This is a genomic window from Salipiger marinus (assembly GCF_900100085.1).
In the GTDB taxonomy this organism is placed as follows: Bacteria; Pseudomonadota; Alphaproteobacteria; order Rhodobacterales; family Rhodobacteraceae; genus Salipiger; species Salipiger marinus.
The window spans coordinates 1-17351 of sequence record NZ_FNEJ01000034.1 but is presented as its reverse complement, the minus strand read 5'-3'; the positions used below and the strand labels follow the sequence as shown (position 1 = coordinate 17351).

17 protein-coding genes and 2 pseudogenes are annotated in these 17351 nt (G+C 59.8%); 7 read left to right on the top strand and 12 right to left on the bottom strand.

Annotated features, from left to right (window positions below):
- Window positions 1-2 precede the first annotated feature (2 nt).
- The 3 genes from BLR51_RS24475 to BLR51_RS24465 all read right to left on the bottom strand — a co-directional run bounded on the left by BLR51_RS24475 (window position 3) and on the right by BLR51_RS24465 (window position 2846).
- Complete coding sequence (locus BLR51_RS24475; RefSeq protein WP_089851918.1) at window positions 3-1766, bottom strand: DUF3141 domain-containing protein; 1764 nt, start codon at window positions 1764-1766, stop codon at window positions 3-5.
- Window positions 1759-2088 (bottom strand): hypothetical protein, encoded by a 330-nt coding sequence (locus BLR51_RS24470; RefSeq protein ID WP_089851916.1) that lies wholly within the window; start codon window positions 2086-2088, stop codon window positions 1759-1761. Before BLR51_RS24470 ends, BLR51_RS24475 begins: the two co-directional genes overlap by 8 nt.
- Before the next feature lie 92 nt (window positions 2089-2180).
- Entirely contained in the window at window positions 2181-2846 is a 666-nt protein-coding gene (locus tag BLR51_RS24465; protein ID WP_238937788.1) for an RNA polymerase sigma factor, read from the bottom strand.
- 470 nt (window positions 2847-3316) lie between these two features.
- Between BLR51_RS24465 and BLR51_RS24460 the strand changes: the two are divergent.
- The 5 genes and pseudogenes from BLR51_RS24460 to BLR51_RS24445 all read left to right on the top strand — a co-directional run.
- Window positions 3317-3835: pseudogene (locus BLR51_RS24460) on the top strand (HAD-IC family P-type ATPase); the annotation flags it as partial.
- 12 nt (window positions 3836-3847) lie between these two features.
- Window positions 3848-4258 carry a hypothetical protein gene (locus BLR51_RS28060; RefSeq protein ID WP_162685540.1) on the top strand — a complete coding sequence of 137 codons (411 nt, stop codon included), beginning with the start codon at window positions 3848-3850 and terminating at the stop codon, window positions 4256-4258.
- Window positions 4259-4367: 109 nt separating this feature from the next.
- Window positions 4368-4766 (top strand): FixH family protein, encoded by a 399-nt coding sequence (locus BLR51_RS24455; protein ID WP_089851913.1) that lies wholly within the window; start codon window positions 4368-4370, stop codon window positions 4764-4766.
- A complete protein-coding gene (locus BLR51_RS24450) occupies window positions 4763-6199 on the top strand; it encodes an efflux RND transporter periplasmic adaptor subunit (protein ID WP_089851911.1) in 1437 nt (478 codons plus the stop codon). The genes BLR51_RS24455 and BLR51_RS24450 overlap by 4 nt, the downstream gene beginning before the upstream one ends.
- On the top strand, window positions 6196-9345 hold the full coding sequence (locus BLR51_RS24445; RefSeq protein WP_089851909.1) for an efflux RND transporter permease subunit: 3150 nt from the start codon (window positions 6196-6198) through the stop codon (window positions 9343-9345). The genes BLR51_RS24450 and BLR51_RS24445 overlap by 4 nt, the downstream gene beginning before the upstream one ends.
- Before the next feature lie 401 nt (window positions 9346-9746).
- Here the strand turns inward: BLR51_RS24445 and tnpC are convergent, their stop codons facing one another.
- Genes tnpC through tnpA form a run of 3 tightly spaced genes read right to left on the bottom strand, consistent with a single transcriptional unit; the run spans window position 9747 to window position 12078 of the window.
- Window positions 9747-11264, bottom strand: a complete 1518-nt coding sequence (tnpC, locus tag BLR51_RS24435; protein ID WP_089851906.1) for an IS66 family transposase — start codon at window positions 11262-11264, stop codon at window positions 9747-9749.
- A gap of 38 nt (window positions 11265-11302) precedes the next feature.
- Window positions 11303-11674: an IS66 family insertion sequence element accessory protein TnpB gene (tnpB, locus tag BLR51_RS24430; protein WP_089851904.1), complete on the bottom strand. Its 372-nt coding sequence runs from the start codon at window positions 11672-11674 to the stop codon at window positions 11303-11305.
- Complete coding sequence (tnpA, locus tag BLR51_RS24425; RefSeq protein ID WP_089851948.1) at window positions 11671-12078, bottom strand: IS66-like element accessory protein TnpA; 408 nt, start codon at window positions 12076-12078, stop codon at window positions 11671-11673. The genes tnpB and tnpA overlap by 4 nt, the downstream gene beginning before the upstream one ends.
- An 89-nt stretch (window positions 12079-12167) precedes the next feature.
- On the opposite strand from tnpA, the gene BLR51_RS27255 reads away from it, so the two are divergent.
- Window positions 12168-12365, top strand: coding sequence for a hypothetical protein (locus BLR51_RS27255; protein ID WP_511229356.1), 198 nt, complete (start codon window positions 12168-12170; stop codon window positions 12363-12365).
- Here the strand turns inward: BLR51_RS27255 and BLR51_RS24415 are convergent.
- On the bottom strand, window positions 12338-13747 hold the full coding sequence (locus BLR51_RS24415) for an ATP-binding protein (protein WP_089851900.1): 1410 nt from the start codon (window positions 13745-13747) through the stop codon (window positions 12338-12340). The genes BLR51_RS27255 and BLR51_RS24415 overlap by 28 nt on opposite strands.
- Complete coding sequence (locus BLR51_RS24410) at window positions 13747-14469, bottom strand: response regulator (RefSeq protein WP_089851898.1); 723 nt, start codon at window positions 14467-14469, stop codon at window positions 13747-13749. The genes BLR51_RS24415 and BLR51_RS24410 overlap by 1 nt, the downstream gene beginning before the upstream one ends.
- A gap of 308 nt (window positions 14470-14777) precedes the next feature.
- On the opposite strand from BLR51_RS24410, the gene BLR51_RS24405 reads away from it, so the two are divergent.
- On the top strand, window positions 14778-15248 hold the full coding sequence (locus BLR51_RS24405; protein ID WP_375342698.1) for an IS110 family transposase: 471 nt from the start codon (window positions 14778-14780) through the stop codon (window positions 15246-15248).
- A gap of 281 nt (window positions 15249-15529) precedes the next feature.
- On the opposite strand, the gene BLR51_RS27510 is transcribed toward BLR51_RS24405, so the two are convergent.
- From BLR51_RS27510 to BLR51_RS24390, 4 genes and pseudogenes are all read right to left on the bottom strand, one after another.
- Window positions 15530-15793, bottom strand: coding sequence for a hypothetical protein (locus BLR51_RS27510; protein WP_131821878.1), 264 nt, complete (start codon window positions 15791-15793; stop codon window positions 15530-15532).
- Window positions 15794-16059: 266 nt separating this feature from the next.
- Window positions 16060-16245, bottom strand: a complete 186-nt coding sequence (locus tag BLR51_RS24400) for a cupredoxin domain-containing protein (protein WP_242656837.1) — start codon at window positions 16243-16245, stop codon at window positions 16060-16062.
- Between the two features lie 88 nt (window positions 16246-16333).
- Window positions 16334-17044 (bottom strand): annotated as a pseudogene (locus BLR51_RS24395) (IS3 family transposase); the annotation flags it as partial.
- Window positions 17045-17110: 66 nt separating this feature from the next.
- Window positions 17111-17351: ATP-binding protein (locus BLR51_RS24390; RefSeq protein WP_165616928.1), on the bottom strand; the 241-nt coding region annotated here is incomplete at its 5' end.

Here is a 17351-nt window from a genome sequence, read left to right as displayed (position 1 = left end):
CTTCACTCCTTGTTTGGTATGGCGGTCGGTTGGCCCGCTTGTGTGGTGGTGGCGATGGGGAAACTGCCGTACATCGCGCCAAAGACATGTGTGAGCCATGCGTCGCGCGCTTTGCGCAATGACGCCAGGCTCTCGCCGGTACGCGCCAACAACGCGCGTTCGGCAAGGATGGCGGGGTGGTCTTTCGGCAGGGGATCTCGCGTCTCGCGCACGGAGTCGGCTGTGGATTTCACCAGCGCCATCCAAGGGTTCACACGCTCGGAAAACATCGTTCTGGTCCATCGGATCGGATGCAGGGCGCGCAGCATCTCGGCACTGGCAGGGGACGTCGCGGCCTTGATCCAAGGGCTAACAAATGTCGAATAAGCCGCCTCGTTGATCCGTGACATCTGCGCGACCTGGGCCAGCGCTCCATGGTCTGACCCAAAACCGAGATCGTCGACGTCGCGCGGCTCGAAGCGCACGTCGTAGTCGCCGGTCTTGCGCTTTGCCTTGCGCGAACGACTGTCGATGAGCATCTCGTAAAGCCCGGGCGCCAGCGTCTCGACCGTCTCCAGGCTTTCCAGGATCGCCCGATGCTGAAGCCGCGCGACGGACCCGGAGACGAAGATACCCAGATGCCCGACAGTCTCGTGCGTCATGTAGACGATGCGTTGTCCTGCGGCCTTGAGCGCATCGGTGTCAGGATACAGCTTGGCAATCCAGCCCAACGCCTGCTGCGGCGGGGTGATGTTGTCGCCCTCCGAGGCAAAGACGATGATCGGGTTGCGGATCCGTTTCAGGTCGATAGTGCAATGTGCATCCAGTTGCATCTCGCCCTGCTCCAGCCGGTTGCCGATGAAAAGGTTCTGTGTGATGCCGAGAATTTCCTCGCGGCTCAGCGTATAGTAGCCATTCCACCAGCGTTCGAAGTCGAGGAACCGTTCACGTTCGGTATCGGCATGGGAAAAGAGGTTGGCGTATTTCTCCCAGATCGCCTTTTCGGGTTGCAGGGTCTCGAAGTTCTGCGCCAGCCACGCGCCGTCGAACCGCCCGTCGCCCAGATCGGCGATCATGTGCGCCGCCCAGGATCCGCCCGAGAGCGCGCCGAGCATCCGCATCGGGCTGGTGGCCGCGTCGCCCGACCAATAACTGAGCGGAGAGCCGTTCAGCACGATGGGCCCGGTCAGACCGTCGCAATCGGCGGCCAGCAAGGCGGCGGCCCAACCGGCCTGACAATTGCCGTAGAGCACGGGTGCCGCGTTCGGGTGACGGCGGGCGACTTCGGTGACGAAGTCACGCAGTGCATAGTGTACGTCAGCCAGCGTCTGGCCGGGCATGGGTTCTGGAAAGAAGATCACGAAATAGACCGGATGGCCCTCGTGCATCGCCATGCCAACTTCGCTGTCATGCTTGAAGCCGCCGATACCCGGCCCATGTCCCGCGCGCGGATCAATGACGATGACCGGCGGCTTTGCCTCGTCCACGCAATCGTCCCAGCAATCTTCGCCTGCCCGCGTAATCCGGAGCAGTGCATAATTGGCGGGCCGGTCGAAGGTGCGGGCATCCAGCAGAAGCTCATAGTCGAAATCCAGAAGCGGCGGCATGCCGTGACGTTCATGTGCGATCATGTTGTCGGCGCGTTCCCGCAAGGTATCGAGGAACAGCAGCCAGCGTTCGAACGCGTCCTGGGCATAGGGAATATGGGCGTCAGCCGAGGGCTGTTTAGACTCGGGTTCCGTAGTTGGCTCCGTTGTCACAGTTGCAAGGCGCAAGCTCTTATTCATCGTTGGCTTCCTTCTGTTCATAGATTTCTCTGGATGGCCGCCCTGCAAGAAGCGTAAGTGCGAGGATCTTTGCGACCTCCTCGCGCAGACCGGTCAGCAGGTAGGCCGCATCACCGGGCTTGAGGCCCAGTGCGCGCGCCGCTAATTCCGGGGGTTGCTTCAAGATTTCTACGCGCTGGAACAACGCCAATGCCATCGGGGCGTCTGGATGCGCGGAGGCCTCTGCACAAATGCATATCATCCGCGACATGAACCCCGGAACGGCGGCATTCCGCGACGGTTCCGTTGCTCCCGAACGAAAACTCGTCGTCTCCCGTGGCATGATCCGATTCCTCCTGCTGTGCTGCCCCAAGGCGTAGTCACAAAAGAAGACGTCGATTGGCGAAAAACGTTACAGAACCGACCGCGTTTCGATCAGGAATTCTGCTGCTCTGCTTTGCAATCTGTTTCGTGCTCGGCGTTCTTGCAACCTTCAGGCTGACAATAGCAATCGTCACGATCGTCACGGCAGCAGTCGCCGCAGTGACTTGTCAACGCCTCGCGCAAAGCCGTGCGCGCCCGGTGCAGGCGAACGCCAAGGGCGTTGCGGGTTAGTCCAAGGTCGCGCGCCACATGCTCACGGTCCTCTTCGCCGAAGTCGATACGCCGGAGCAGTTCGGCGTCCGCCGGGCGCAGTTCGGAAATAAGACCGCCGTGGCAGGTGCAGAGCCGCGCCATCTGGGTCGGCGCATCAGAGATCCAGTCTTCCGGCTCACGCGCCACCGCCGCAGCCAAGCGGTTGCGACGCGTGCCTTTACGGAAATGGTCATTCAACGTGGAGCGCAAGATCGCATAGAGCCAGGCATCCATCCGCTCAACGTCTCTGAGTTGATCATTGCGCCCCAGCACGCGGATGCAGAAATCCTGCAGGACATCCTCTGCATCCGCCCGACTGCCAAGCCGTTTGATCAGGAAGCCAAGGAATGCGCCGCGTCCGTCCAGCAACGCACGTTCCGGCGAGGAGTCCGACACCTTCGGTTTTCCGGTGTCTTGCGATGCCATGGCATTCAATTCCTTTCCCCAGTTTCCGAGATTGGCCATATTAGAGAACTGATCATCGCTTCTAGCAAGTTCAATGCTCGCGGACGTTGACATAGATCAAATGTGTCATCGTCCGGCCCGCCAGATCAAAGACCAAGGCCCACTCTTATGTTCTGCTGGGAAGTCATTCAACGAACTCGGCAGCATTTGTCTGGTCAAATCAACTTATTGATTTAATGAAATCAATTTTCCTGCTCCGCGTTGATGGTTTTGTGTTCCACCGCTGAGATTGACGAACACAATACCCACAATGACCAATAGGATCCCGCAAAGCTGCGCGGCGGAAAGCTACTCTCCAAAGAACAGCGCGCCGATTGTGAGACCGAAAATCGGCACCAGAAAGCTGATGAAGCATTGTCGCTAAGATTCGGCGTTCATCCAGGTTCAATTTGCGGTAGGGTCATCTCATCACATCCTCCTGATCTGCATCATAAATTTATACAGTAATGCAATCCAAATTGGAATTTGCCGAACTGCACGAGGCGGGCCTGCGGATAATAATGGCTACGGGTGATAACGAACGCACAGCAAGGGCCGTGGCGCAGCGTCTTGGCATCGACGAAGTACGAGCCGGCGTTCTCCCGGAAGACAAAAAGGCACTGGTGGACGAGCTTCACGCGAATGGCAAAAAGGTCGCCATGGCCGGCGATGGTGTCAACGACGCGCCTGCCCTCGCGGCAGCGGATGTCGGCCTTGCCATGGGCACGGGTGCGGACGTGGCGGTTGAAAGCGCGGGCATCACTCTCTTGCGCGGCAATTTGAACGGTATCGTCAAGGCACGGACGCTGGCCGTGGCGACGATCCGTAACATACGCCAGAACCTGTTCTGGGCCTTTGCCTACAACTTGCTCGGTGTGCCCTTAGCTGCGGGCGTGCTCTACCCAGTATTCGGGCTGTTGATGTCGCCCATGTTCGCCGCCGCCGCAATGAGCCTCTCGTCGGTCTCGGTCATCGCGAACGCGCTCAGACTACGGCGATTGAGGCTTTAGACGATCCGCGTATTGAGCGTGAATCTGGACGATACTTCTATTTCAGCAAAACGTGTATTGCTGATCTATGAGAACTTCAGCATAGCATGTTGCATGCTATTCAAAACACGCCTTTTTCTGGTTGCTCTGTTGGTTGGCGCTGTTCTGGCGCAAATCAATCTTGCGTCCATTTCAAGTGTGGACCCAGCGCCTGCTATGGCCATGCAGAGCGATTGCTGCCCGAAAGACTGCCCGGACATGCCGGAATGCGACGCTGCCTGCATTTCCACGACGCAATGTCGTGTGGCCCCGATCGTGGCCGAGCTCGAACGAGTGATCCTGGCGAACCTGCCTCGGTCCGGACGTGCCGGGTACGTGCGGACTGAGGCAACGGCGATTCTGCAACAGGCAGACGGCGGATTGCAAAGACCGCCCAAAGCATAGCGGTTCTGGTGCCTGCCGCACCAACAGCCGCGCGCCGATGTAACGTTTAGACCAGTTCAAGGTCGATACGATGGTTGGCGTTCCCGTTGCCCGTCAATACAGGCGTATCATGCCCCGTTATATTCACAGCGCCCTTGCTGCCCTCGTGGTCGCGGGCCAGCTTTCCGTGCCGGTGGCACAGGCCGCTGCATCTGATTACATTCTCGTTCTTGTCGAAACGACCTACCCTTTTGGAAGCGGTGCGGTTCTAGAAGTTCGTCTGATTGATACCCGCACCAATGCGCCCGTCGAGGGTGCCGTGATCTTTGCCACAAGGCTGGATATGGCGCCGGACGGGATGGAGACGATGACTTCACCGGTCTTGGCGTTACCCGGCGACGAGCCGGGTCTCTATCGCTTTTCTGCCGATCTGACGATGGACGGAAACTGGCGCTTCTCAGTTGCGGCCAAGGTGCAGGGCGAAGTGGAAACCGTACAGGCACAGATCGTAATCGAGGTACAGCCATGAGCGTCTTTGGCAAACTGGTGCTGATCGCCGTCGTTGGCAGCGCGGCTGGATGGGTTGGCCTTGCGGCGGGCGGCAAGGGCTGGACGCCTGCGATGCTGACGGATGTGACGCAGACGCAGCTCACAGCACTTTTGGGACGCGAAGCTGAGGCGATGCCGGCCGAAATCCGATCGGCGATGGGCCCGATTATCTACTATCGACACCCGGACGGTCTCGCCGAATGGTCCGCGGTGCCGACCGACACCGTCGATGGCAAGGCGTTTCTGCCGGTGCTGGCAAGCGAAGATGTGTCGTTTGACCCAGAGGCGCCCAACCCCCTAGAGGCGAAAATTGACGAACGAACCGTTCTCTACTACCGGCATCCGATGGGCCTGCCTGATACGTCGCCGGTGCCAAAGCAGGATTCCATGGGCATGGACTACCTTCCCGTTTTTGCCGATGAGGCAAACGATGCCGGATCGGTGACCGTATCGCCCGGCAAATTACAGCGCACCGGCGTACGTACGTCAGTTGCGGTGCTTAAGCCCATGGCAACGACGGTGCGAGCGCCGGGGATCGTCGCGCTGGATGATCGTCGGGTTAGCGTCATTTCATTGCGTGCGGATGCCTTTATCGAAGAAGTTGAGGATGTAACGACCGGATCAATCGTTGAAGCGGGCGAACCGCTGGCGACGCTCTATTCTCCGGATATCGTCTCGGCGGCCGCACAGTATGTTTCGGACCTGCGAAGTGGTGATGGGCGCGTGGAAGGCAGCCGTCAAAGGCTGGCAAACCTGGGTGTTCCCGTGTCAGTGATCGACAAGATCGCGGCGGACAGGCGTGCGCCGGTGCAAATCAGCCTGATGGCACCGCGGTCGGGCGTGGTTCTGGAACGAATGGCCGTCGAAGGCATGATGTCCGAGGCTGGCGAAACGCTGTTTCGTATTGCCGATACATCGGTTGTCTGGATCATGGCGGACGTGCCGGAATCTGCGCTCGCGGGCCTTTCGGATGGAAAAGCTGCGACGATCACCTTCCCAGGCCTACCGGGCGAGACCTTCAGCGGCATCATCGACAAGATCTACCCTGAGGTCGATATGCAGACCCGAACTGCACGCGTCCGCATCGATCTGCCCAACCCTGAGGGTCGCTTGCTTGTCAACATGTTCGCTGATGTGGCTTTGGCGACGGGCGACGGCGCGCCCGTGGTGCGAGTGCCGGAAACGTCAGTGATCGACACCGGCGATCGCCAGGTGGTGATCCGGGACATGGGAGAGGGTAAATTCGCCCCGCAGGATGTGGTCGTGGGGCGACAGGCCGCCGGAATGGTGGAAATCCGCGAAGGTATTGCCGAGGGCGACCGGGTCGTCACCACCTCGACCTTTCTGATCGACGCGGAAAGCAACCTGAACGCCGCCCTGGCTGCGCTGGCCTCCCCGGAGGCAAGCGAATGATCGCGCGTGTCATCGAATGGTCCGCCCGGAACCTTGTTCTGGTGTTCTTTGCCACGGCCCTGATCATCGCCGCCGGGGTCTGGTCACTGCGCAACTTGCCGATCGACGCTATTCCCGATCTGTCGGACGTGCAGGTGATCGTGCTGACCGACTACCCGGGCCAGGCCCCTCAGGTGGTGGAGGACCAGGTCACTTATCCGCTGACCTCGGCCATGCTGACGGTGCCGCGATCCCGCGTGGTGCGGGGCTTTTCGTTCTTCGGCATTTCGTTTGTCTACATCATCTTCGAGGACGGCGTTGACCCGTACTGGGCGCGGTCGCGCGTGCTGGAATACCTCAACGCTGCTGAGGCTCGCCTGCCCGATGGGGTGACACCAGCCCTTGGTCCGGATGCAACGGGGGTGGGCTGGGTCTACCAATATGCGATCACCGGCGAGAACCTGAGCCTTGCTGAATTGCGGTCGTTGCAGGATTGGGTAGTGCGTTTCGGGGCCAGCCGTGCAGAGGGCGTGTCCGAAGTGGCCAGTGTCGGTGGCTTCGTTAAGCAATACTCGGTCACAGTTGACCCGGTCCGAATGCGCGCGCAGGGGATCACGCTGTCTGATATCGGCAAGGCCATCTCCGAGAGCAACATGGACACCGGCGGGCGCACGGTGGAGCTGTCTGAGTTCGAATTCATGGTGCGCGGACGCGGCTATCTGGCGGGGACCGAGGATATCGGCAACATCACCCTGCGCAGCATTGGCGGGGTGCCGATCAACCTGAAAGACGTCGCACGGATCGAAATAGTTCCCAATGAACGCCGCGGCATCGCCGAGTTGAACGGTGAGGGCGAGGTCGCCAGTGGCATCGTGCTTCAACGGGTCGGCGCAAATGCGCTGGATGTGATTGACAACGCCAAGGCAGAACTGGACGTGGTGGCCCAAAGCCTGCCGGAAGGAGTCGACATCGTGCCGGTTTATGACAGGTCCGACCTGATCCTGTCGGCAATCGAGACGTTGAAAACAACGCTGCTCGAAGAAAGCCTTGTCGTGGCGGGGGTAACGATCATTTTTCTGTTGCACGTCCGCTCCGCCCTCGTGGCGATCATCATGCTGCCTGTCGGATTGCTGATGGCCTTCACGGCAATGAAATTTCTCGGGATCGGGGCCAATATCATGAGCCTCGGCGGCATTGCCATCGCGATCGGCGCGATGATCGACGGGGCCATCGTGATGATCGAAAATGCGCACAAACACCTCGAACGGGCCGCCCCTGACAAGCCACGCATCCAGGTGCTGATCGAAGCGGCAAGCGAGGTCGGCCCCGCACTGTTCTTCAGCTTGCTGATCATCACTGTCTCGTTTCTGCCAATCTTTTCGCTTGAAGGACAGGAGGGACGCATGTTCGGCCCGCTTGCCTACACCAAAACCTTCTCGATGGCGGCAGCGGCGTTCCTATCGGTGACGCTGGTGCCTGCGTTGATGGTGGTCTTCGTGCGGGGTCGGATCATCCCTGAACACAGGAATCCGGTAAACCGCGTGCTGATCGCGGTCTACCGCCCGATTATCAGCGCCGTTTTGAAGGCCAAGAGTCTCACGATCATCGTGGCCATTGCGGCACTGGTAATCACCATCTGGCCCGCGCGCCAGCTGGGGTCTGAATTCATGCCTGTCCTGAACGAGGGTACGCTTATGTACATGCCGACCACGCTGCCCGGGCTTTCGGTCACCAAGGCCGCCGAGCTGATGCAGACCCAGGACCGCATCATCAAGACCTTCCCCGAAGTGTTGTCGGTTTTCGGCAAGGCAGGCCGCGCGCTGACTGCGACCGATCCAGCACCGACGGAGATGTTCGAGACGATCATCCAGCTCCGCCCGGAAGACGAATGGCGTCCCGGTGTCACCATCGAAAGCCTGCGGCAGGAAATGGATGCCGCGCTGCAATTTCCCGGCGTGTCGAACGCCTGGACGATGCCGATCCGGGCGCGAATCGACATGTTGTCCACCGGCATCCGCACACCAGTGGGGATCAAGGTCTTCGGTACCAGCCTGACCGAGATGGAAAAGGTAGCCCGTGAGGTCGAAGCCGTCGTGCGCACGGTGCCTGGAACGACCAGCGCCTATGCCGAACGGGTGATCGGCGGCTATTATCTGGACATCACGCCCGACCGAGCTGCCCTTGGCCGCTACGGTCTGTCGGTGCAGGATGTGCAGGAGGTGATCAGCATGGCATTGGGGGCCAAGGCCATCACGCAGACCGTCGAGGGCCGCGAGCGCTACGACGTCGCAGTGCGCTATCCGGCGACACTGAGGTCTGATCCGGAGGCCATCGGACGCGAGGTTCAAGTGGCGCTGCCGGGCGGTGGCACAATTCCACTTGGGGACGTAGCCACCATCGAACGCACTCGCGGAGCCACGTCGATCCGCACCGAAAACGGACAGCTTGCCGTCTATATCTTCGTCGATATCGTCGGACGCGATCTGGGTGGCTTCGTGGCCGAAGCCCAGACGGCGGTCGCGGCCTCCGTCACCCTGCCCCCCGGCTATTCGTTGGGCTGGAGCGGGCAGTTCGAGTACCTTGAACGTGCGAAACAGCGGCTGGCCACTGTTGTGCCCCTGACGCTGGCGCTGATCTTTCTGCTCCTCTATCTGAACTTCCGCCGCCTGACGGAGACACTGATCGTGATGCTGTCGCTGCCTTTCGCGCTGATCGGGGGCATCTGGCTGATGTGGTTCATGGGCTTCAACATGTCGGTTGCGGTGGCAGTCGGGTTCATCGCGCTGGCCGGGGTGGCGGCTGAAACCGGTGTGATCATGTTGATCTATCTCGATCAGGCGTTGAATGAAGCGCGTGACCGCGCGGGCGGCCGCGACCTGACCCGCGACGAACTCTACGCCGCGATCATGGTGGGCGCAGTAGACCGCGTTCGCCCCAAGATGATGACGGTTGTAGCAATCATGGCCGGCCTGATGCCGATCCTTTGGGCGCACGGCACCGGATCCGAGATCATGCAGCGCATCGCCGTTCCAATGATCGGCGGGATGGTGTCGTCAACTTTGCTGACCCTGATCGTCATTCCGGCGGTTTATGCCATCATCAAAGGCTGGAGCCTCAAGAAGGCCGGTACAGCGCCTGATTTGGCCCTCGGGCAGGCCGCAGAATAAGGGCAACAGCATTAAGGAGGCATTGGGAATCGAGATGAATCCTTGAAACCTATGGCGTCAGAGCGACTTCAACGACGCGAATGGTGGTACTGCCGTCCGCGCCGCTGATTGGTTGCGTCCAGGCCACAAACGCCCCGGTTCCGCCAAGCGCCATCCTCGGAAAACCGACCGATCCGCCGCCTCGATTGATGTGTAGCGCCTGAGGCGCGGCACATCCGGCATCTGGCGATACGTGGCACATGACGATCGCTTCACCGCCTCCCACAAATTCAATCCAGAGCGCCAATGCGCTGCCATCTGCAAATTTGGAAATCGCAAATTATTTCGCTCTTCCTCGTGTAAATGATCGCTACAGGGCTCACCGATTTAGAGTATCCGTCCGGCGTGACCGCCTTTGACAATCAGGTTGGCTGCCAATTCCAGGGTGCGAGTTCGTCGATGCGATTGATTTTGTGATCGGCGATGTGGGTCAGCACCCAGGTCAGCCAGGCTTCCGGATCGACGCGGTTCATGCGGGCTGTCTCGATGAGGGTGTAGGCGATGGCCGCAGCCTTGCCGCCGCCTTCGGACCCCATGAACAGGTAATTCTTGCGCCCAAGAGTCAGCGGCCGGATTGAGCGCTCGCAGATGTTGTTGTCCAGTTCCAGCCGACCGTCTTCGAGATAGGCCCGTGCCTTCGGTATGCGGCTGAGGGCGTAGCGAATGGCCTCAGCCAGTTTGGTTTTTCCCGATATTTTCGGCAGGTGGCTCTTCAGCCATTCCTCTAGTTCGTCGAAGATGGGCCTGGCCCTGGTCTGTCGCAGGGCGACGCGTTCGTCCGGCGATTTGTAGCGCGCCTCCTTTTCGACGGCATAGAGCCCGGCGATGCGTTCGATGGTTTCCCGGGCGATGGTGGAGCCGTTTCGTTCGAAGACATCCACGAACTTGCGGCGGACATGCACCATGCAGGCCTGCTCGCTGGCCAGCCCTTCGCCGAACAACCCGTTGAAGCCGGTGAACCCGTCGGCATGCACGGTGCCGCTGTAACCCGCGAGATGCGCGGCGGGATGTTTGCCCTTGCGATCCACGCTGAACTGGTACCAGGCACAGGGTGGAGCCTGTCCGCACCAGGGCCGTTCATCGCGGACATAGCTCCACATCCGCGCGGTCTGGGTTTTGCCGGTCTTGCCCCCGATCTGCATCTTGACCGGGGTATCGTCGGCGAAGAGAGCGGGTCCCGCCCGCACCTGCTTGCCAATGTAATCGGCCAGGGGTGCCAGGAGCGCCGTCGACCGCCCGACCCAATCGGTCAGCGTCGAGCGGTGCAGATCGACCTTGTCGCGGGCGTAGATTTCAGACTGCCGGTAGAGCGGCAGATGATCACAATACTTGCCGACCAGCACATGCGCCAACAGACCGGGGCCGGCGCGCCCGCGCTCGATCGGCCGGCTCGGCAGTGGAGCTTGCGCAAAGGCTTCGCAGCAGTTGCAGGCCATGCGTGGCCGCACGATTTCGCGGACGACAAACCGCCCAGGAATGTATTCCAACTCTTGCGTCACATCCTCGCCGAGAGCCCGCATGGTCCCGCCGCAGTCGGCGCAGGTCTCCCCCGGCGAGAGAACCTCGGACTGCCGTTCCAGGTGATCAGGCAGCGGGGCACGGCTGTGCCTGCGCTTGCCGGGTTTGTCGTCATCGACCTGACCGGCTTCCTCCTGCTGGGCCGCCGCGGCATCGGCGATCTCGGCGTCCTCGTGAAGGTCGAATGCCAGTTGGTCCAGGCTTTCCGACTTGGAGCCGAACCGCGCCTTGCGATGACCGGCCAGTTGATGTTCGAGTTTCTCGATCCTCAGCGCCTGGGACCTGGCCAGATCGTGTAACTGTGCCGCGACGGCGCGGAGTTCGTCGGGATCGGATGGCAGGGTTTGAGGCGTCTCCAGCATTGCTGGATTTATACCGCCCCGCCGCGCACAAGTGAACCTTATAGCGCTGTATTCTCTGACAAATTTCCGGTCGTAAGAGGCCGCCACGTCTTCTGCGGCATGCGCCAGTCAATCCCCTCCAGGAGCATCGACAATTGCGCAGGGCTGAGGCTGATTTTGCCCTCCTTGGCGGCAGGCCAGACGAAGCGCCCGCGTTCCAGGCGTTTCGAGAACAGACATGCGCCCTGCGCGTCCCACCAGATGATTTTCAACAGGTCACCCCGGCGTCCCCGGAACACGAACAGGTGGCCCGAATACGGGTCCTCCGCCAGCACCTTTTCCGTCTGCGCGGCGAGCGTGTTGAACCCCCGCCGCATGTCCGTGACCCCGGCAGCAAGCCAGACCCGCGTGTTGCTCGGCACCGGGATCAAGTTATCAGTCCCTGAACCAGCCTGACCACGGCCGACAACGCCGTCGATCCTTCGACGACGATCCGCCGACCGTCCGAGAGCGTGATGTCGATGCGATTGGCCAGAACGGCCCCATTGTTCAGACCGACCGTTTCCACGCGCGCCGCGTCCGTCCGGTTCTCAATAGTCGGGCCAGAAACCTCCACCGGCAGGAAAACGTCGCCGTCCTCCGGCTCGCAGCTCTCTTCCTTCGGCCCAGGCGCATAGCGCGGGTCCCGCAACCAAGTGAAGATCAGGTTGGAATTCATCGAATACCGCCGCGCCACCTGCGCGACCGAAACGCCGGGAACCTGGGTCTGATTACAGATCGACCGCTTTTCCTCGTCAGACCAGAACCGTTTCTTCTGGCCCTTCTTTCCCGCCATGGAGTGCCTCAAGATGTCCATTATCGATCATGGACATTATCGGCAGCAGCCCCCCTCCGTCAGAGCGGTCGCACCGGACGGATACTGTGTTGGCAGCCCTCATCGCGGTGCACTGGGGCCAGCCCAGTCTGGCGTGGTTTGCCGTTTTCTCGCTGGTGGCGATGTTGCTGCTGACCTGGATCGGCAGCAAGCAGAGACAGATCAGCGCCGAATTCGCCGCCCTGCGAGCGGCGCGCAGGAATTGCGACGGACATCCACATTATCGTGATATGCTAGATGCTAGCTGATCAAGTTCCGTTTCGAGCGGTAAAGTGACGATCACGAGGAGACCGCCTTCGGCGCGGTTCGACAGCGCCACATCTCCACCATGGCCCCGGATGATTGTTCGCGCGATCGACAGGCCAAGGCCGGTTCCGCCCGTTTCGCGAGAGCGAGATTTTTCGAGCCGGAAAAACGGCTCAAATACCTGTTCGAGTTCGGCCTCCGGAATCCCAGGACCGTTGTCTGCAACGCGAATTTGGACATGTTCGGCGTCATACCCAAAAGTGACTTCGGCCCCTCCGCCATAGCGCTGTGCGTTCTCGATTATGTTGCGTAGCGCGCGGCGCACAGATTGTGGGCGCAAGCGAACGTTTGTGCTGTTGGCCGTATTCATCGTGAAATCGTCGATCGTGTCGGCCTGCAACCGCTGCAGGTAGGCGCCCAAATCTACAGTCGCGTAAGCTTCGGCGCTGGCCATGCCCTGCGCAAAGGCGAGCGTTGCATCGACCATCTCCTGCATTTCCTCGATTGAGGCGACAAGACTCTCGCGCGTTTCGTCCTCGTCCACCATCTCGGCCCGCACCCGCATGGCTGTCAAAGGAGAGCGCAGATCATGGCCCAATGCAGCAATTAGTTGTGTCCTGTCCGTGACGAAGCGTGTCAGCCTTTCCTGCATCCGATTGAATGCCTGGGTGAGCCCGCGCACCTCGTTGGGGCCGTTGAGCGGCAAAGGATTAACGGCTTCTCCCCGTCCAAGAGCATCTGTTGCACGTGAAATGCGCAGGAGCGGACGAGTCAGACGGGTCAGAAGAAACCAGCAGGTCGTGATCAGGATGATCGCCGCCGTGATCCCAAAACTGACGATCGATATCCAGGGCCATTGCAATGGCGGCGGTTCGAACCGCGTTGCGACATTCAGCCACTGCCCGTCCGTCAGCGCAATCGAAAGCTGCATTTCGATCGCGGAAAGCTCGCCCCGCATCATCGCGAGATGCATTTCCGCCATCTCTGGTACAAGATGTGGCATTGGCAGAATGCCATGCTCGACCTCATGCAACTCGACACGGATCTCACGGTCTCTGGCGAAACCTAAGAGACTGCGGACACGTGCTTCGATAGCTCTATCGGCATGGCTGTTGTGGTCCACCAGGGACTTCTCGGAAACATGAAAACGGACCAATGGAGAATTCGCTGCTCGAAGAATTGCCAGATGCAATGAAACTGGCGCCTCTTCCAGCAACAGCGCGACATTCGCGGCCCGACCTGCCGCCTCGAAACCCAGGGCCGCACGCACAGCTAGGCCCCGTTCATCGACAAACAGCCACAGGCTGATCGTCTGGGCAACAGCAAGCGCCGCAATGATCAGGAGGACCAGCTGCCCTCGAAGATTGTCGACAAGGCGTGGCATCAGCTCAACTCGCGGACATCGGCAGCAAGGCAATAGCCGCCGCCGCGCACTGTGGTGACGATGCGGGGGCGCGACGGATCAAGCTCGATCTTACGGCGGAGCCGACTGATCTGGTTGTCTATGGTCCGGTCAAAAACTGAAGGCGCTCGACCGGTGGAGAGATCAAGCAGCTGATCGCGGCTCAGGACAAAGCGAGGGTGTTCCAGCAGGATCGTCAGCAGCTTGAACTCTGAGCCAGTCAGGTCGATCTGCATACCCTCCGCATTCGATAGCACCCGACTATCCGTATCCAGTATCCAATCAGCGAACGCGATGCGTCGGCCCGATAGTTTGCCCGCGAAGGGCTCGACTTTCGTCGAACGGCGTAGGATGGACTTGATGCGGGCGACAAGTTCACGCGGGTTGAAGGGTTTCGAAAGATAATCATCCGCGCCGATTTCAAGGCCAACAATACGATCGGTTTCCCCCCCGAGCGCGGTCAGCATCAGGATCGGCATGGATCCGGATGCAGATAAACGGCGGCAAACGGACAGACCGTCTTCCCCGGGCATCATGACGTCGAGAACGATAAGGTCATACCGCCCGTTGGCGAGCTTCGCATCCATGTCGACCGCATCGCGTGCCGAGGTCGCGCGCATCCCGTTCTTCTTGAGATAGCGTGTCATGGCCTCGCGTATTTCACGGTGGTCGTCGACGACAAGAATGTGTGGCAGCTCGCTCATAACGCTTCCTCTAGATGAAAGTTGGGTGTGTTCCCGAAGAGATTTGTAACGAAGTGTAACAGGCGCTGCGTTAGTGACCTGTTGAGGCCCCACTGATGGCGTCGATGCCCCTCCCGACGGCATCGCCAGATCGCACTAGCTTATCCACGCTCCGACAGTATCCAGTAGATGAAAAGACCGGATGCCAAGTTGAAACAACTTAAGCGGCGCCTGGCGGGGCACCTTGAACTGATGCGGTGGATGCCCCCCACCCAGCGGCATCTCGTATGCCATGATGGTTCCATCGGAACCGAAAGGAGGGCAAATCGATGACGACGACCATCAGCATGTTGGCGATCGACCTGGCGCAGGGCAGCTTTCAGGTCTGTGCTATCGGCGCGAATGGGGCGGTTCTCTATAACCGCGTGCTATCACAGACACGGCTGGCGGGGCTTCTGTCCGAGCAGTCGGCCTGCGTGGTGGCGATGGAGGCCTGCGCGACGTCGCATCACTGGGGTCGGGTTGCGCGAGAACACGGCCATGAGGTGCGGCTCGTGCCGGCGGCCTACGTGAAGCCGTTCGTGAAGCGCCAGAAGAACGACCGCGCGGAAGCCATTGCGGAGGCGGCTTCGCGTCCAACCATGCGCTTTTTTGCGGTGAAGAGCGTCGAGACCCAGGGTCGGGCGGTGGTGCTCCGGACGCACCAATGCCTGGTCCGACAGCGCACGCAGCTGATCAACGCGTTCGAGGACAGCTGGCCGAGTTCGGGCTCGTGGCGCCGAAGGGGCCTGCGAGCCTGAAGGTGCTCGAGAGCGCGCTGGCCTACTAGGCCAGCGACCTGCCCGACGCGGTCCGGTAGATGGGTGCGATCTATCTCGAGCAGATCGCGCGGCTCATCGAAACGATCGAACGGCTGGCAGCCGAACTGGAGACAGTGTCGAAGACGGTCCTCGCAAACCCACCTTGGCACATTGATGCCGTCGGGGGGCGGTCACATCATCAGATCCTCATCAGAGTCAAGCTGCACTCAACTTCAGTCGAGTGCAGCTTGTGATCTTGTTCGGTTTCAGGAAGCGCTTGGTTATCCTGAAAATAAGCCGTTTTCAAAGTTACGAATAAGCGCCTGAACCTGATCTTTTTTGCCGCTAAACCCGTCGTCGCTCGAAGAAATCACATTCATCAGTGTGGAAATTTGTCTGTGGTTCAGTGCGCTAACATTGGCATCCGGCGCATACTTTTCAATCGTTGCGACGGTTGCTGCGGATGTATTGCTTGCCATAGCGTTTGTCGCCGAGACCGTGACAAACGCAGAAATCAGAAGGCCTTTGAAAATTTTCGAAGTCATCTCTACCTCATTTCGTTTCTATGCGCGATAAGATCGTCTTATTCGCTATGATTAGATTACTCATTTTACAGAACACATTCCATCTTCTTTGTGTATCAAAGTGTATCGCTAAATATCTGTTATTACACATAAATGTGATAAATTATGCCGAATATTTTACTATCAACCCATCTTTCTGAATTGAGGTGTTCCTAGTTTCCTAGATACCTTCCTGTTTCAGTTTTTGCTGTCTGTTTTCGAAGTCAACGGGCGTCAGCATGCCGCTATTAGTGTGCTTGCGCCTTGGCTTGATCATGTTGCATATCGGGGTGTTCGCGCATCCACTGCTGATGTTTCGCAATTTCGTCAAAGGAGCCGAGAAAGAACTCATGATCCAGAGCGCCTGTATTTCCGATCAAGAACCGAACGACCGATCCCTTTTCAATCTGGATCGCGTCCGGCTCGAAAAGCATGTAGCCGCTTTCTGTCTCCCTGATGGATATTTCGATCGTCCGGTCGAATGAGGAACCGACACCGGGCTTCTGAGGTGCCCCTAGTTTTCTAGACACCTGCCTCTTTCGGTTTCTGCTGTCTGATCTCGAAATCAACGGGCGACAGCATGCCGTTGTTCGTGTGCTTGCGCTTCGGATTGTAGAACATCTCTATGTACTCGAACACGTCCTGCCTAGCAGCGTCTCGGGTCGGGTAGGTCCGTCGCCTGATCCGCTCCCGCTTCAGGAGCTGGAAGAAGCTCTCCGCAACGGCGTTGTCATGGCAGTTGCCGCGTCGGCTCATGCTGGGTTCGAGGTCGTGCTGGTGGAGGAAGGTCTGCCACTCCCGGCTGGTGAATTGGGAACCCTGGTCTGAGTGGACCATGACCTTGCCTGTAGGTTTGCGCCGCCACACGGCCATCAGCAGGGCTTGCAGGGCGAGGTCCGTCGTCATGCGGGACTGAGCGGACCAGCCGACAACCCGGCGCGAGAACAGGTCAATGACGACGCAGAGATACAGCCAGCCCTCATGGGTCTTGATGTAGGTGATGTCGGTCACCCATACCTGATCGGGCCGGGTCGCCTCGAACCGTTGCTCGAGCCTGTTCTCGGCAACGACCGCGGGCTTTCCGCCGTATCGGCCGGGACGACGCCTGTAGCCGACCTGCGCCGCGATCCCTGCCAGTGACGCCAATCGTGCCACGCGGTTCTCCGAGATCCGTTCACCCTGGTCGCGCAGATCGTCCGACAGCTTGCGATAGCCGTAGACCTTGCCACTCTTGTAAATGCTGGATCAAAATTCCCCAGAAGTGCTGGCGCAAAATTCCCCACCTAACGGGTTCGGGGATCAGCCGTGCAGGTGATTGGCACCTCCGCTTTTGGGTGGCCGTCCGCGCCTCTTCTGGGGCGGAGGCGGGGTGATGGTGGCGTGCGACCTGGTGTGTTCCGGCATAAGGTCGGCGTGGCCGCGCAGGCGGTAGCTGGCGCCTTCGATTTGCACGACGACCGCGTGGTGGAGCAGCCGGTCCAGCAGTGCGGTGGCGACAACGGGATCGCCGAAGACCTCGCCCCATTCGGCGAAGCCGCGG

What these genes read in the sequence shown, in the direction of transcription:
- tnpC (WP_089851906.1), bottom strand. Translation starts at nt 11,264, where the DNA reads ATGCTGGAGACGCCTCAAACCCTGCCATCCGATCCCGACGAACTCCGC.
- BLR51_RS24405 (WP_375342698.1), top strand. Translation starts at nt 14,778, where the DNA reads ATGACGACGACCATCAGCATGTTGGCGATCGACCTGGCGCAGGGCAGC.
- BLR51_RS24455 (WP_089851913.1), top strand. Translation starts at nt 4,368, where the DNA reads ATGCCCCGTTATATTCACAGCGCCCTTGCTGCCCTCGTGGTCGCGGGC.
- BLR51_RS24445 (WP_089851909.1), top strand. Translation starts at nt 6,196, where the DNA reads ATGATCGCGCGTGTCATCGAATGGTCCGCCCGGAACCTTGTTCTGGTG.
- BLR51_RS24450 (WP_089851911.1), top strand. Translation starts at nt 4,763, where the DNA reads ATGAGCGTCTTTGGCAAACTGGTGCTGATCGCCGTCGTTGGCAGCGCG.
- BLR51_RS24475 (WP_089851918.1), bottom strand. Translation starts at nt 1,766, where the DNA reads ATGAATAAGAGCTTGCGCCTTGCAACTGTGACAACGGAGCCAACTACG.
- BLR51_RS24410 (WP_089851898.1), bottom strand. Translation starts at nt 14,469, where the DNA reads ATGAGCGAGCTGCCACACATTCTTGTCGTCGACGACCACCGTGAAATA.
- BLR51_RS24400 (WP_242656837.1), bottom strand. Translation starts at nt 16,245, where the DNA reads ATGCTTTTCGAGCCGGACGCGATCCAGATTGAAAAGGGATCGGTCGTT.
- BLR51_RS27510 (WP_131821878.1), bottom strand. Translation starts at nt 15,793, where the DNA reads ATGACTTCGAAAATTTTCAAAGGCCTTCTGATTTCTGCGTTTGTCACG.
- BLR51_RS24465 (WP_238937788.1), bottom strand. Translation starts at nt 2,846, where the DNA reads ATGGCCAATCTCGGAAACTGGGGAAAGGAATTGAATGCCATGGCATCG.
- BLR51_RS24470 (WP_089851916.1), bottom strand. Translation starts at nt 2,088, where the DNA reads ATGCCACGGGAGACGACGAGTTTTCGTTCGGGAGCAACGGAACCGTCG.
- tnpA (WP_089851948.1), bottom strand. Translation starts at nt 12,078, where the DNA reads ATGGCGGGAAAGAAGGGCCAGAAGAAACGGTTCTGGTCTGACGAGGAA.
- BLR51_RS24415 (WP_089851900.1), bottom strand. Translation starts at nt 13,747, where the DNA reads ATGCCACGCCTTGTCGACAATCTTCGAGGGCAGCTGGTCCTCCTGATC.